This is a genomic window from Paraglaciecola sp. (genome assembly GCF_051252315.1).
Lineage (GTDB): Bacteria > Pseudomonadota > Gammaproteobacteria > Enterobacterales > Alteromonadaceae > Paraglaciecola.
Genome location: NZ_JBPOFP010000044.1, coordinates 21,758 through 35,919, shown reverse-complemented (window position 1 = coordinate 35,919; position 14,162 = coordinate 21,758). Strand labels below are relative to the sequence as shown.

Genomic DNA, 14,162 nt, shown 5'->3' with positions numbered 1-14,162 from the left:
AATAAAACAATGGTATTACCATAAGTAAAATAAGCAAAACAAGCACATATAACACCAATAAAAAATTCTATAAAACTAGCTTCTACAAGACTTTTAACATTGCTAGTAATGGGTCGAGCATAGTGATTAATTTTGATAGACATTAGTAATCTCCTTGATAAACATAACATTTAGTAGAAGACATGACGCCCGCTTAGCGTTGTGTCATTGCGTATAATACCACAAATATAATTACGCTCAGTTTTTAATCGAAAATGCTGGATTATTGGATTATTGGATTATTGGATTATTGGATTATTTTTTAGAACTGAATTTCAGTCATAAAAAAAGCAAACCCTGAGGTTTGCTTTTCTTGCAATAATTTAATTCGTTAGAATTAAAGTACTACGATGTTCTCTGCTTGAGGACCTTTTTGGCCTTGAGTTACAGTGAACTCAACTTTTTGGCCTTCAGCCAAAGTTTTAAAGCCAGTACCAGTGATAGCACGGAAATGAGCGAAAACGTCAGGTCCATTTTCTTGTTGAATGAAACCGAAACCTTTAGATTCGTTAAACCATTTTACTGTACCAGTAGTTGTAGACATAGTATTTCCTATATTTTTCATGAGTAATTGTGTCTCCTAAGAGACGTTAGTTGTGCTGAAGTGTGTTGCAATTACTTATGAGCTACGAGACCGGGTACTGCAATGGAACGTCGAAACAATGTACATAAATATCAAACTTACTTTCAAGCAAGGCCAGTATAGCTCGCACATTACTCAGGTCAACAGTTATTATGCATTAAATTGATTAAACAAGGCTTTTGTATCAATAGCTTAGTCACATTTTTGTCATAAAAATGTCAAATATATGGTCAAAAGCGTTAAATCAAAGATAACCTAGTTACGTTTAGGGCGGGGCAAGGCAATTCGAAACGGATTCACATTTTCTTAGTAGGGATGGCCAATAACGTAATAGCAGAACAAGCCGCAAAAATTGCCGCCAAGGTAAAAGCTAACTCAGCCCCCTGCCCTTGATCCCAGAACAAGCCCGCACCGTAATTACCAGCAGCACCACCGATACCAAAAGCTAAACTAGCATATATTGCTTGGCCTTGACCTTGATGTTTCTTACCAAAATAATGATGAATAAAATGCATTGAGGCCGAATGGGCTAATCCAAAACTAAAAGCATGCAATAACTGGCTGGCAATTAAAACCACTGCATGTTGAGCAACTACAGCCAATAAATACCAGCGCAGTGCAGTCAACGCCATACTTAAAAATAGTATCCATTTCACGCCCCATCTATCTATCAACTTACCTGCCTGCAAAAATATATACACTTCTGCCGCCACACCCAAAGCAATCAGCCATCCAGTGGTTTGACCGCTATATCCCAAGTCTCGGGTATATAAAGCAAAAAAGCCGTAATAAGGGCCAAAACTCACCTGTAGTAATACCGCGGATAACAAAAAACCGTAGAAGATAGGACTATTAATTTTTTTCCAAATAGAATCCGTCACTTGATTATAACTATTATCTTTAGGAGGCTCTTTTAAAAACAGTGTGGTGATATATAAGGAAAATAAAACAAAAGCACCAATGATGATGGGGGTTTCAGAGGTGAAACGATCTATCATCATGCCAGTAAATACCGTGAACAAAATATACCCAATGCTGCCCCATAATCTCACTCTACTGTACCGTCCAGCATGAGCATGTACGCAGTTTAAAGCTAACACCTCAATTTGAGGCAATATGGCGGTCCAAAACATCATCATGATGGCGAAACTAATGGTCAAAGCCCAAAAGCCATCTACGACAAATGCTAGACAAAAGGTACTAAAGGTTAATAAAGAGCCAAATTGTAGACATTTTAGAGGTTGCCCAGTTTTATCAGCAATTGCAGCTAACAAGTTTGGGCCCGCAATCCTGGCTAAGGTAATAAGTGCAAACAATTCTCCGATTTCAGTGGAGGAAAAACCACGTCCATCCAAAAACACACCTAGATAGGGGATTAATACGCCAAACTGACCAAAATAAAACAGATAGGTGAAGGCTAATAAAACCAGATTAGATGTAGAAAACGCTGACTTTGGCAAAGAAATGCCTTAAATAATTAATAAGAAGAAGTAAGCATAGTTAACTATGTAGATATAACTATGCTATTAAAACTGCGTCAATAAGGCTATGTCATTAAAACAACGCCAATAAAATACAGAACAGGCTATTCAGCCTGCCCTGCAATGACGGGTGTACTAGACTGCACATCTGCGTTTTGACCTCTGTTACGCAATAAGTGATCCATCACAACTAGCGCTAACATGGCTTCAGCAATGGGTACGGCACGAATTCCCACACAAGGATCATGTCGACCTTTTGTAATCACTTCAGTACTTTGGCCATTAATATCAATGGTTTCGCCCGGAACGCTAATGCTAGATGTTGGTTTTAAAGCCATATGAGCCACAAGGTCCTGACCACTAGAAATGCCCCCTAACACACCACCAGCTCGATTAGATAAAAATCCATCAGGCGTCATCACATCTCTATGTTCGCTGCCTTTTTGAACTACCGTGTCAAATCCATCGCCTATCTCAACGCCTTTAACCGCATTAATGCCCATTAATGCGTGGGCAATGTCTGCGTCTAAACGATCGAAAATTGGTTCACCTAAACCAACTGGCATATTCGTAGCCACAACCGATACCTTGGCTCCAATTGAATCACCTTGTTTTTTAAGATCACGCATATACTCATCCAATGCTTCCAGTTTAGACTCGTCTGGGCAGAAGAAAGCATTAGTATTTGTAATACTGTGATCCACAGTCTCAATTTTGATAGGACCTAATTGAGATAAATAACCGTGGATCTCAATACCGTGATGTTCTTTTAAATACTTTTTAGCCACACCACCTGCAGCAACTCTTATAGCGGTTTCTCGAGCAGAAGAACGTCCACCACCACGATAATCTCTTAGTCCGTATTTCTGCTGGTAAGTATAATCAGCGTGGCCAGGTCTAAAAGTATCTTTTATTTTTGAATAGTCATTACTTCTTTGATCATTGTTATTGATCAAAAGGCCAATGCTCGTTCCTGTGGTTTTACCTTCAAACACACCTGACAAGATTTTCACTTCGTCTTCTTCTCGTCTTGCTGTGGTATACCTTGATGTGCCGGGCTTTCTACGATCTAAGTCAATCTGTAAATCACTTTCAGATATATCCAACCCAGGAGGACAACCATCGATAATTCCGCCAATTGCAATTCCATGACTTTCGCCAAAGGTTGTGACGGTGAATAGTTTTCCGAAGGTGTTACCTGCCATAATCTGTTAATCCTGTTTTATTTTTGTACTTTATTTTTTATATACTAACGACTTCATCTAAAAGCCTAATATTCTATTTTAATGCTCTACCGCTTTATAATACTCAACTAATTCGTTCTTGCTTATAGCAAATACACCGTGTCCGCCATTTTCGAACTTAATCCATTGAATTGGTAAATCCGGATAACGGGTATGCATATGCACTTCACTATTACCCACTTCAACAAATAACCAACCGTTATCAGTTAAATGACTTGGAGCTTGGCGCAAGATATTATCCACTAAATCTAACCCATCATGACCTGCAGCTAACGCTAATTCTGGCTCGTGATGAAATTCCTCAGGCAAGTCACCCATATCTTCTTCATCAACATACGGAGGGTTACTAATAATTAAGTCATATTGTTGACCTTGCAACGCGTTCATTAAATCCGACTGGATAGGTAACACCCTATGGCTTAAACCGTGTTCAGCAATATTCAAATCCGCCACTTCAAGGGCATCTGTACTGATATCAACCGCATCTACCTGAGCATTTTCAAACGCATACGCTAATGCAATTGCAATACAGCCACCACCCGTGCACAAATCTAATATCTTTTGTGGAGATTCGTCACCAATCCATGGTTCAAACTCATCTTTGATTAACTCAGCAAAAGGTGATCTTGGAATAAGCACTCTTTCATCCACATAAAACGGCAATCCACAAAACCAAGCCTGATTAGTCAAGTAAGGCAGAGGCATACGCTCTTCTACTCGTCGGCCGACTAATTCAACAATATTCAACTTTTCCACTTTCGTAAGTCGACTATGAAACAACTGGTCACCGGTTTGCGCCGGTAAATCTTGAGGCAAATATAACACCTGCAATACCAAACTTACCGCTTCATCCCACGGATTATCGCTACCGTGACCATAAAATAATCCCGCTTGATTAAAACAACTGACAGACCAACGAACCATGTCGAGCATAGTGTGTAAATCTTCAACTAACTGTTCTGTATCTAATGTAGTGGTCATTTCTTCTCAAACTATAATTGTGTTGGCGAGTTATCGACTCGTGTTCTCAATGGACAAACTTGATATACTTCAACCAAGATGAATATTGATAAAAAATTAATGAAAAAAAAGCTATTTCCCGATGTAAACTCTAAGGTCGAAGACGAACCCGATCTATTTCAAAATGAGTTTAAAGATATAGCGCCTTTAAAGCAGGACAAAATACCGCCTCAGCGCTATTCCAGCAAGCAAAAATCAGGTCTAAAGGAAAAAAATCAACAAAATTTGGCTCAAATGAAACAAGCAAGTGCTGCATTTGAGTTTTCTGATGGATTTGAAGGACACTTTGATATCGACGCTCCGCTAAAATATGTACAAGATGATGCAAACAGCCATGAGATAAAACGTTTACGTCGTGGAGACTATCCACCAGACCTTATATTAGATTTACATGGTTTTACCAAGGACGATGCCAAACTAGAAATAGCGGCCTTGATACAGGCTGCTCAAAAACAACACGTTTATTGTGTGCAAATCATGCATGGTAAAGGTACCTATGCCTTAAAAAAAGCCATCCCCAATTGGCTAATTCAACACCCTAATGTATTAGGCTTTCATCAAGCCCCAAAAGAATGGGGCGGACAAAGTGCCCTACTCATTTTGATCGAACAAATATAAAAATGCGTAAATTTTTTCTTAGCATCCACTAAAAAATATGCAATGCTGGTTTGTAATTCATTACCCTAAGGGTTTCTTTTATGAGCACAAATAGCAAAGCTAGCATTCTTTTTGTTGATGACGAAAAGCATATTCTAGAGTCGTTAAAACGCGTTGTTAGAGACATGGACTTAGACGTTCATCTGGCTAACTCTGCTGAAGATGGCTTGCTCATCCTTGGGGAGAACAACATTGACATAGTGGTCTCTGATAAAAACATGCCTGGTATGGATGGCAGCGAGTTTCTACAACAGGTTGCAGAAAAATGGCCTGAAACTGTAAGAATTATGCTAACTGCTTACACCGAACTAAATGACATTATCAAAACCATTAACTCAGGGAAAATTTGGGGTTACATGAAAAAGCCCTGGGACAATGCCGAGTTAAAGCTCAATATTCAACAAGCTATTAATTACATGGACGTTATAGCCGAACGCAGTTTACTTAGACATACCCTAGATCAGGTCAGTGCTAAACGAAAACGTAACTTCATGAAATTCATTGGCCAGTCTACAGCTATGCAGTTCGTTTATAGTGCAATTGAAAACAGTGCCCCCAGTCAGGCCTCTGTTTTTGTCACCGGCCCCAGTGGTGCGGGTAAAGAGTTGGCAGCAGATGCAATTCATAAACTTAGCACCCGTAAAGACAAACCTCTCATAATTATTAACTGCGCGGCCATCCCCCAAGAACTAATGGAGTCTGAAGTATTTGGCCATGTTAAAGGTGCTTTCTCTGGAGCGGTTGCCAATCGTGATGGTGCAGCGACGTTAGCGGATGGAGGCACTTTATTTTTAGACGAATTAGGTGAAATGGACATTGCCTTACAAGCAAAAATTTTACGCTTTGTACAAACGGGCACTTTTCAAAAGGTGGGCAGCAGTAAAACAGAAAAAGTGGATATCAGATTTATCAGTGCAACCAATCGAAATCCCATGCAGGCCATACAAGAAGGTAAGTTACGAGAAGACTTATTTTATCGACTAAATGTGATTTCAATTCAAATGCCAGCGTTAAATCAACGAGAAAATGATGGCAGTGAAATAGCGCAATATTTCTTAAATCATTTTAGTGAACTAGAAGGGAAAGTATTTGTTGGTTTATCTTCTGATGCTGAAAAGTTAATTAACCACTACGACTGGCCGGGAAACATTAGGCAACTCGAAAATACAATTCATAGCGCAGTGGTCATGTCTGAAGGACCGCTGATGACAGACAAAAATATTGGAGACCAATTACACCTAGATGCCAAACAAGTATACACACTGGTTAATTCTGCTCATGTTGCCGGTCACCCTATAGCCACACCTTCCCACTCGTCCGCCTCCTCCTTATCTTCAGTAACCCAAGAAGAAGGTCATTTACCTCCCCCTCAGATCCGAAGCTTAGCTGAAGTGGAACGAGCAGCGATTGAACATGCCATAGTTGTCTGTGAAGAGAATGTAGTCAAAGCGGCGAGTCTATTGGAAGTTAGCCCATCGACTTTATATCGAAAAATACAACAGTGGCAGGATTAGTTTCACAAAAAATAAGGAATAAAAGGCCCTTTAGTCGCTAATTATTTCATTTGCAAATTGCGAAACTCAATCGCAGTTTGCAAATTTCCCCGTAAAAAATACCAAAACGTTAAATATCATCATAATTAAATCAACAACTTACACCTAACCTTAAGTTGGCCTAATACTTGAAATACCTATGAATATGGTTCACTAGGTCGTTTAATTTATGTTAAGGCAACACGTAAAGTTAATAAACAATACCAGTTGGTTACTCGCATCAGAGATTGCCGCTAAAATATCTCGTATTGCTGTCATCTTTGCTTTAGCGGCAAGCTTAACGGCCATTGAATACGGCACAGCTATGTTGGCACTAGCCTGTCACGAAATATTTAAAATAATCTTACGGTCTGGCGCCGGCTCTCAAATCATTCAATGCGAATCAAACCTTCTACCAAGTTATGCGCAAAATGGTGCATTAATTCAATGGGTTGTGTGTTTCATTTTGGCCACCACCCAAGCTACCCTAGCTTTGCCATTATCACACTTTTACAATAACCCAGAGTTGTTTACCACCATCGCTTTGATGGCAGTAGTTTATCTGGTTTACCCCATTGTCAGTGTGCGAGTGTTTTTGGTTCAAAGAGCAAATAAGATGCGTTTTTACAGCATTCGCAATGCCTTATGTATCCTTGCAGAAAACCTGTCCATCGCCATTTTCGCCATGCTGGATTGTGGCATTCTATCCGTTGTCTATGGCAAATGGGTGTTCGCCTCACTTTGGGTAGTGCTTTTTTACTTTTCACCCGTAGAAAGTTTTGGGGTATCTTTTCAATTTCCTATTTTCGTAAAGCTCTGTAAAACCTCCGGCCAATTATTATGTACTGAGTTAGTTCGAGCGTTGCGCTTGCAAATGGATATGCTGATTGGTGCTAGATTACTCAGTCCAGAATTATTTGGGCTTTATTGTTTTGCTAAAAGCGCTGGCGTGGGATTAAGCCAATCTTTAAACAATGCTTTTAACGCAGGCTTGTATCCCTTGTTATGTGACAAAAATAGAAACAAATCCCTGAAAAACTATATCCCCACTGTGTATCTGTTTACTGCGGGTATTGCAGCCCTGTTTATCGTACAAGCGTTATTAGTCCCTTACTACGTACCTTTGTTATTTAAGCAAAGCTGGCAGCAAAATCATCTGGTCATAATATTACTTTGCCTAGCCGCTTTACCGGCCATCTTTATTGATACCCAATGCAACATATTGCGAGCAAAAGCCGCTTTTCAGAGTGAATTTAAGGTCCGTCTTTTTTGTCTATTCACAACCTTTATATGCCTGTCGCTGTTTCAGGCCTCTGATCCTGAAAGTTTTGCCTACAGCATTCTGTTTAGTAGCGTGATTTGGCTAGTCGCCATGCTGCCTATTAACAGCATAAAACAATTTTTATTTTCACCTGTCTCTATTAGGAGTTAACTCATGAATACATTACCTATTATCTCTATTGTTATTCCCATGTATAACGTAGAAAAGTACATCAAAAAGTGCATTGAATCCGTATTAGCTCAAACCTATAAAAACTTTGAGGTGATATGTGTTGACGATGCGTGTACTGACAATACCGTGAACATCTTAAGAAGGTTCTCAGATCCGAGGATAAAACTCATCACTCAGAGAAACCGGGGACTATCAGGAGCAAGAAATACAGGGATCATGGCGTCAAAAGGTATTTACGTCGCACTACTAGATGCTGACGATTTTTGGTCAAAAGAAAAATTAGGCCACCACATAAATCACTTAAATAGCCAACCTTTAGTAGGCGTGAGTTATTGCCCTTCATTGTTCGTGAATGAACAGGGAAAAACCATGGGGATCGGCCAGTTTCCAAAACTGAAAAACATCACAGCCAAAGACGTATTTTGTAGAAACCCTGTAGGCAATGGATCTGCTCCAGTCATACGTAAAAGCTTATTAAATGATATGACCTTTGAAGCAACAGATCCACATAACCCCTCCGTCATAAGAAGGTGTGTATTCGACGAAGAGTTAAGACAATCAGAAGACATTGAATTGTGGATCAGGATCGCTATGCAAGGTAAATGGCACTTTCAAGGTATTCGAAACCCATTAACCTATTATCGAGTAAATGATTCGGGTTTATCGGCCAACTTAACCAAACAGTATGCCAGTTGGTGTTTGGCTATGAAAAAGAATTTAGAAGGAAATGTACATTTCTTTAAACGGTATCTTCCACTCGCAAGAGCTTATCAACTCAGATATTTGGCTCGCAGGGCCATACGTTCTGGTGACAGTTGGCAAGCTATTAAACTTGTACATAGAGCTTTGTTAACACAACCGAAAATAATTATTGAAGAACCCGCAAGAACAATATCCACCTATGTTTGCGCGATTATTTCGCTTTTACCTAGCGCCCTGTATAAAACCATTGAAAAAAAGGCAATGGGTCTAGTGCAACAACAAAGTCATTCGTGAATAAAGGGTACACATGGGCAAACGTAAGACAATCAGAACCGACCCAGATATATTAAATCTACTAAGTCGATTACCTGCTGAGACTGCCAACTCACTAACAAATGAGCAACTGCAGCACCTTAAAGTGGCCATTGGCAGTGGCCAATTTCGTAAACATAAAATAGATATAAGAGGCACACTTCCCGTACCTTTTTACCCCTCTCGAATTTATTTTGTGTTTTTAATGGGGCGCAATATACGCTCCTTATCTAGACAAGAAAAAGCCATAGCCTTGAGCCATATGTTACTTATGTTAACCCTATTATTAACCTTTAGTTTAGGGATGGGGTTAACACTTTTATACCTTCTTAAGTCAGCTTTAGGTATTAATTTACTGGAAGGCTTTTCATTAGGCTTGTGGGATTGGGTCAAACAATTATTGGGAGACTGAAAACAAGCTGTGTTGCTTAGTTAACCAGACAAATTTACGCATTTTATGTTCAATACCTATATCAATGGTTTAACCTGCCCCACATTTCAAATTGCAAAGCAAAATAAAAATAGTTTTTCAATTTACCTTAAGCTACCTATCCAGCTCACTTGAAACAAAATTATTTTCTTTATTTATCAATAAGATAAGTAATGGCTTGGTATGTGCAACTATTAGAACGTAAACAATATTTATTGGAGTAGTTATATGTTTAAGTTTCTAAGTTTAATAGTCATTTTTTTATGCTGCCATACCCACGCCTCACTGGTAACCCACCAGTCAATTGACATCGAAAACAATGCCGTATTTGCTGATAGTTTTAAAACCTATTGGCAAACCCACTTAAGCGGCGCCAGCCCTATCGTAACCTATGAAGAAGACCCGTTTCACCAGATCGATACAGGTAAAGCGAAACTTAACTTACTATCTATAATGTTTGAATTACAAAGCGAAACTATATTTAGTGTTTATGCTGGATTAGATGCCCATTATGGCGCTGAAATTTATATCAACAATGCACTTGTTCATACCAAATATGAAGACTTATGGTGGAAAACTAATTGGAGCAACAAAGACGTCATTAAGATTGAAAACACCTTGCTCCCTGCTGCAGAAAACGTAATAGAAATATTTTGGGCAGAATCGTGCTGTAATGGCCCTAACTCAGTGATGTTCTCTTTTGATGATGCACAATCACAATATTTGAGTACAGCTTCTTTAAAGTTAGCGATCCCTGCAAAAGTCGAGGCACCACCAGGGCTTAGCTTTGTAATAATTGGGCTACTAGGATTGCTGCTGTTTAAAACGAAAAAATAAAACGTAGCAAAAGAGTATTAACAGGGGCAGTGCCGTATCGAATGATACAAGTATGCCCTTTTTTGAAATGAGTCTGTTATTCTTGAATAATTTTTAAAAACTCACACCGTTTGAAACATTGTCCAAACAAATGTAACTTTTTAATAAAGATAGCTTTCAACGATTAAATCCTATGGAACTCACACGAATATTAACAAGGAAATTAATATGACCAATGGTAACAACATTGTTAAAAGACTAATCGGGCCGCGTAAAAGTATTATCCTTGTTTGTGTCATTGCAATGTTTATGGGCTGTGGTGAGGATAATGATACATCAACAGTAAATAATGTTAATACTACCAATGTGTTAACTAAAGCCCCCTCAACTGATAAATTCATCGAAACCATAGGGAGTTATTCCGTTGGCACCGGCGGAATATCGATTGATACTTCAGGAATCTTGTATATCGCTGACTTTGGTACATCACTAAAAGATATTCACGGCAGTAAAATATTAAAAGTTGACCCGAATACCGGTATGAGCGAAGTGTTTTCATCTGGGTTTGATGGGGCAACGGGAAATGATTTTGATTCAAAGGGCCTTTTGTATCAAGCAAGTTTCTCGACAGATACCTTGTATCAAATTGCCCCCACCGGAAAAGCAAAAATATTTGCTGGGGGTTTTAAAGGTCCCATAGGTGTAGTGGCTGATGATAAAGACAATATATATGTGACTAATTGCGCCGGAGGGAGTATTTCAAAGGTATCACCAGCAGGAGAAGTATCCACCCTTGCCACATCTAAATTATTCAAATGTGCCAATGGCATTACCATTGATAATGTAAAAGGTAATATTTACGTTTCTAACTTTAGCGACACGAATGTAATGACCGTTAGCCCCCAAGGTAATGTCAGCCTATTAGCCACATTACCAGGAGATGGGATCGCACACTTAACCTTTGCTAATAATGCCTTATATGTCGCAGCGAATAAGACAAACAAGATTTATCGTGTTGCCCTTGATGGGACTTTTGAAGTATACGCAGGCAATGGCGAGTCAACGAACTCTGATGGTTCACTTCATACCGCCTCCATTAGGTTACCAAACGATCTCACGTTTTCGACTGATGGCAGCTTGTACATTTATGCTGTAGATGATTCGGGTAAAACTCAGCACTTTGCCCCCAGTACAATTCGAGTGATTAAAAACGCAGTTCCTGAACATAGGCAGCGCCTGATGAATTCCCATTGATATTACGATGAGGAGTGGCGATTATCGCGGTCCTTTTGGTAAGGGCCACATTCCAACCAAACTTATCTTCAGGTGCGCCATCTTTAGCCACTAATTTAGAAGTATAACGCCATTCTCCACTTCGTTTTTTGAACACATACACAGCGCCAGCATTGACTCCATTAGCATCATGATGCATGGCACTGATTAAAGCAGTATCTTTGTTTAAACTCACACCGCGAGCGAATCTATCATCAGCTTTACCATCAGGTGCAACTATCTTTTGAGTTTGTCGCCATTTACCTTTTCTTCGCTCAAAAACATAAGCCGAACCAGCATCAATTCCAACATCCACTATATCGTCTCTCCTAGCGGAGATTAATGCTGTATCACCAAACAAGGCTACTCTTACACCAAAAATATCAGTGTGTGCCCCATCATAGGCTGTCAGTTTTGCTTGTTGAAACCATTGGTTGCCGTCAAAAACATAGGCGTAGACGGCACCTGCATTTTCAGCCTTTTCGTCATTCAAGTCAGCACCAACAAGAATAGTATCTCGGTCAATTGCTACGCTGATCCCAAATAAGTCACCTGCTGCACCATCTTTTGCGGTTAGTTTAGTAAGAAATCGCCATGTGTTTTTATCTCGTTGGTAAACATAAGCAGAGCCAGAGTCTTTGTGTGGTGCATCACTGCGTGGTGCGCCAATTACAAGGAAACGCTCGGTAAGCGCAATACTTTGACCAAATACATCACCTGGCTTGGCATCGATAGCAGTTAATATTTGTGTTTGCTGCCAAGAGTTAGCAACTCGTTCAAAGGTAAACACTGCCCCAGCATCATCCCCTTTGTCGTCTCGACGACTTGCTCCTAACATAGCAATGTTGCTCTTCAACGCCACATTACCACCGAGAGTGTCATCTGCATGAGCGGGCTCAGCGACTAATTTAGCTTGCTGCTTCCACCCTTTAGAACCAAGAGAATAAACATAGGCAGCCCCCGAATTATTTATGTTTTTCGAATCGGCTTTAAACGCGCCGACTAATGCAGTTGTACCGTCTATGGCAACACTGTAACCAAAATAATCTTCTGTTTTACCATCAAAAGGGAACAAAGTTTGCTGCTTTGCAAAACTTTGATAGGCCAACAATAGGCTAGTGTAGGCTAATAATTTAAAACAAAAACTTAGTCTCATTAAACGTATTGGTCTTTGGTTTTGACAAACTAGCAAACTATTCGATTGGTAAAAGCTTAACAAGATATAAACGATGAGATGGTAATAGTCTGAGTTAAAAGTAAACTCAATTACGACAATAAATACAAATTTAGCTGCACGACCGATTTGTGTAAGTAAGACGGCCAGATTTACGCTAACGATTACGAAAGCCGTCTTACTTCATGGCCTAGGTCTTTATTCCTGTTCCCATTGATTTTTGCTGCCGTCCCCCTTATCATCAATTCATCTATAAATAGCTAAAATCAAAAATAAAAATAAAAATGATTTTCAACAAGAGCATTAAGTCATGAATTCATCATCTCAAATTCCCCAAATAGTCTTTGGAACGAGTAGTTTAGGTAACTTATTTGTTGAACTTGATACACCGACCAAAAATCAATTAGTTCAAGCGGCTGTTGAAAACAGCGAAGGTATCCCTCTTTTTGATAGTGCAGGAAAGTACGGCGCGGGCTTAGCATTAGAATCATTAGCCGCGGGATTAAAAGCCTTAAACGTTGCACCAGCAGACGTTAAAATCAGTAATAAACTAGGCTGGAAACGCATACCACTCACCACTCCTGAACCCACATTTGAACCAGGCGCCTGGATCAACTTACAACACGATGCAATACAGGACATTTCATACCAAGGAATTTTAGATTGTTATCATCAAGGTAACGAACTTTTAGGTGATTATGAATCAACCATAGTTTCCATTCATGATCCAGATGAATACTTAGCAGCTGCAAGTGATGAAGCTGATATAGAAAAGCGTAAACAGGATATTTTAAATGCTTATAAAGCGTTAATAGAATTACGTGAGGCTGGTAAAGTAGAATCAATTGGTGTTGGTGCAAAAGATGTCACAGTTATCGACTTTATCAGTGATCATGTGCAACTTGATTGGGCTATGTTCGCTTGTTCAGTCACGCCGTACACACATAAAGCGTCAACATTAACCCTATTAAAGAAATTAGGTAAGCAAGGGGTTAAAGTCATTAATTCAGCGGTATTCAATGCAGGTTTCTTGTTAGGCAGCGATAATTTTGACTACAAAAAAATCAGCCGAGAAACACACCCAGCAGAGTTCATATGGCGTGATAAATTCAATGCAATTTGTGAAAAATTCTCAGTATCCCCTGCTGAAGTTTGTGTTCAATTTTCATTTTTATTCCCAGAAATTGTTTCTATCGCCTTAAGCTCTAGCTCTCCTAAACGAGTAAAAAGTAATATTGCTTTAGCAACCGCTGACATTCCAACTGAATTTTGGCAAGCGATGAAAGACGAAAAATTAATTAATGTTGATTTAGCTTAATCAAGTACGGGCATAATGCTCCCTATACCTTCCCGCTTCGATTAGGCGGCGAGAGTTGTTAACGGACCGTTGGTGAATTGTCTGTTAAAGATAAGTACTAAGGGACAGAACGATTTAGTTTGAACCCAA

Annotated in this window: 13 protein-coding genes; 8 read left to right on the top strand and 5 right to left on the bottom strand. The window is 39.4% G+C overall.

Annotation, left to right across the window (positions count from 1 at the left end; translation table 11 throughout):
- Positions 1-376 precede the first annotated feature (376 nt).
- From cspE to prmB, 4 genes are all read right to left on the bottom strand, one after another.
- Complete coding sequence (gene cspE, locus ACSHXM_RS10690) at positions 377-583, bottom strand: transcription antiterminator/RNA stability regulator CspE (protein ID WP_006994582.1); 207 nt, start codon at positions 581-583, stop codon at positions 377-379.
- A 335-nt stretch (positions 584-918) separates the two neighbouring features.
- Positions 919-2,088, bottom strand: coding sequence for an MFS transporter (locus ACSHXM_RS10685; protein ID WP_435688753.1), 1,170 nt, complete (start codon positions 2,086-2,088; stop codon positions 919-921).
- 119 nt (positions 2,089-2,207) lie between these two features.
- A complete protein-coding gene (gene aroC / locus ACSHXM_RS10680) occupies positions 2,208-3,308 on the bottom strand; it encodes a chorismate synthase (RefSeq protein WP_435688752.1) in 1,101 nt (366 codons plus the stop codon).
- 78 nt (positions 3,309-3,386) lie between these two features.
- Complete coding sequence (gene prmB, locus ACSHXM_RS10675) at positions 3,387-4,328, bottom strand: 50S ribosomal protein L3 N(5)-glutamine methyltransferase (protein WP_435688751.1); 942 nt, start codon at positions 4,326-4,328, stop codon at positions 3,387-3,389.
- Between the two features lie 99 nt (positions 4,329-4,427).
- Here prmB and smrB point away from each other — a divergent pair, with 99 nt between their 5' ends.
- The 7 genes from smrB (at position 4,428) to ACSHXM_RS10640 (ending at position 11,523) form a co-directional block, all read left to right on the top strand.
- On the top strand, positions 4,428-4,985 hold the full coding sequence (gene smrB / locus ACSHXM_RS10670; protein ID WP_435688750.1) for an endonuclease SmrB: 558 nt from the start codon (positions 4,428-4,430) through the stop codon (positions 4,983-4,985).
- Positions 4,986-5,065: 80 nt separating this feature from the next.
- Positions 5,066-6,538, top strand: a complete 1,473-nt coding sequence (locus ACSHXM_RS10665; RefSeq protein ID WP_435688749.1) for a sigma-54-dependent transcriptional regulator — start codon at positions 5,066-5,068, stop codon at positions 6,536-6,538.
- A gap of 208 nt (positions 6,539-6,746) precedes the next feature.
- Positions 6,747-7,988 carry an oligosaccharide flippase family protein gene (locus ACSHXM_RS10660; protein WP_435688748.1) on the top strand — a complete coding sequence of 414 codons (1,242 nt, stop codon included), beginning with the start codon at positions 6,747-6,749 and terminating at the stop codon, positions 7,986-7,988.
- A gap of 3 nt (positions 7,989-7,991) precedes the next feature.
- Positions 7,992-9,005, top strand: coding sequence for a glycosyltransferase family 2 protein (locus tag ACSHXM_RS10655; protein ID WP_435688747.1), 1,014 nt, complete (start codon positions 7,992-7,994; stop codon positions 9,003-9,005).
- Between the two features lie 13 nt (positions 9,006-9,018).
- Complete coding sequence (locus ACSHXM_RS10650) at positions 9,019-9,435, top strand: hypothetical protein (protein WP_435688746.1); 417 nt, start codon at positions 9,019-9,021, stop codon at positions 9,433-9,435.
- Between the two features lie 246 nt (positions 9,436-9,681).
- A complete protein-coding gene (locus tag ACSHXM_RS10645) occupies positions 9,682-10,290 on the top strand; it encodes a CCXG family PEP-CTERM protein (protein WP_435688745.1) in 609 nt (202 codons plus the stop codon).
- A gap of 207 nt (positions 10,291-10,497) precedes the next feature.
- Positions 10,498-11,523, top strand: a complete 1,026-nt coding sequence (locus ACSHXM_RS10640; protein WP_435688744.1) for a hypothetical protein — start codon at positions 10,498-10,500, stop codon at positions 11,521-11,523.
- Here ACSHXM_RS10640 and ACSHXM_RS10635 read toward each other — a convergent pair.
- A complete protein-coding gene (locus ACSHXM_RS10635; RefSeq protein ID WP_435688743.1) occupies positions 11,474-12,697 on the bottom strand; it encodes an FG-GAP repeat protein in 1,224 nt (407 codons plus the stop codon). The two genes, ACSHXM_RS10640 and ACSHXM_RS10635, sit on opposite strands and share 50 nt — an antisense overlap.
- Positions 12,698-13,025: 328 nt before the next feature.
- On the opposite strand from ACSHXM_RS10635, the gene ACSHXM_RS10630 reads away from it, so the two are divergent.
- Positions 13,026-14,033 (top strand): aldo/keto reductase, encoded by a 1,008-nt coding sequence (locus ACSHXM_RS10630; protein WP_435688742.1) that lies wholly within the window; start codon positions 13,026-13,028, stop codon positions 14,031-14,033.
- The last annotated feature ends 129 nt before the right edge of the window (positions 14,034-14,162 follow it).

Bases quoted from the DNA above. Each gene is read 5' to 3' on its own strand.
- ACSHXM_RS10665 (WP_435688749.1), top strand. From the start codon at position 5,066: ATGAGCACAAATAGCAAAGCTAGCATTCTTTTTGTTGATGACGAAAAG.
- ACSHXM_RS10630 (WP_435688742.1), top strand. From the start codon at position 13,026: ATGAATTCATCATCTCAAATTCCCCAAATAGTCTTTGGAACGAGTAGT.
- cspE (WP_006994582.1), bottom strand. From the start codon at position 583: ATGTCTACAACTACTGGTACAGTAAAATGGTTTAACGAATCTAAAGGT.
- ACSHXM_RS10650 (WP_435688746.1), top strand. From the start codon at position 9,019: ATGGGCAAACGTAAGACAATCAGAACCGACCCAGATATATTAAATCTA.
- ACSHXM_RS10640 (WP_435688744.1), top strand. From the start codon at position 10,498: ATGACCAATGGTAACAACATTGTTAAAAGACTAATCGGGCCGCGTAAA.
- ACSHXM_RS10660 (WP_435688748.1), top strand. From the start codon at position 6,747: ATGTTAAGGCAACACGTAAAGTTAATAAACAATACCAGTTGGTTACTC.
- smrB (WP_435688750.1), top strand. From the start codon at position 4,428: ATGAAAAAAAAGCTATTTCCCGATGTAAACTCTAAGGTCGAAGACGAA.
- aroC (WP_435688752.1), bottom strand. From the start codon at position 3,308: ATGGCAGGTAACACCTTCGGAAAACTATTCACCGTCACAACCTTTGGC.
- ACSHXM_RS10635 (WP_435688743.1), bottom strand. From the start codon at position 12,697: ATGAGACTAAGTTTTTGTTTTAAATTATTAGCCTACACTAGCCTATTG.
- ACSHXM_RS10655 (WP_435688747.1), top strand. From the start codon at position 7,992: ATGAATACATTACCTATTATCTCTATTGTTATTCCCATGTATAACGTA.
- ACSHXM_RS10645 (WP_435688745.1), top strand. From the start codon at position 9,682: ATGTTTAAGTTTCTAAGTTTAATAGTCATTTTTTTATGCTGCCATACC.
- prmB (WP_435688751.1), bottom strand. From the start codon at position 4,328: ATGACCACTACATTAGATACAGAACAGTTAGTTGAAGATTTACACACT.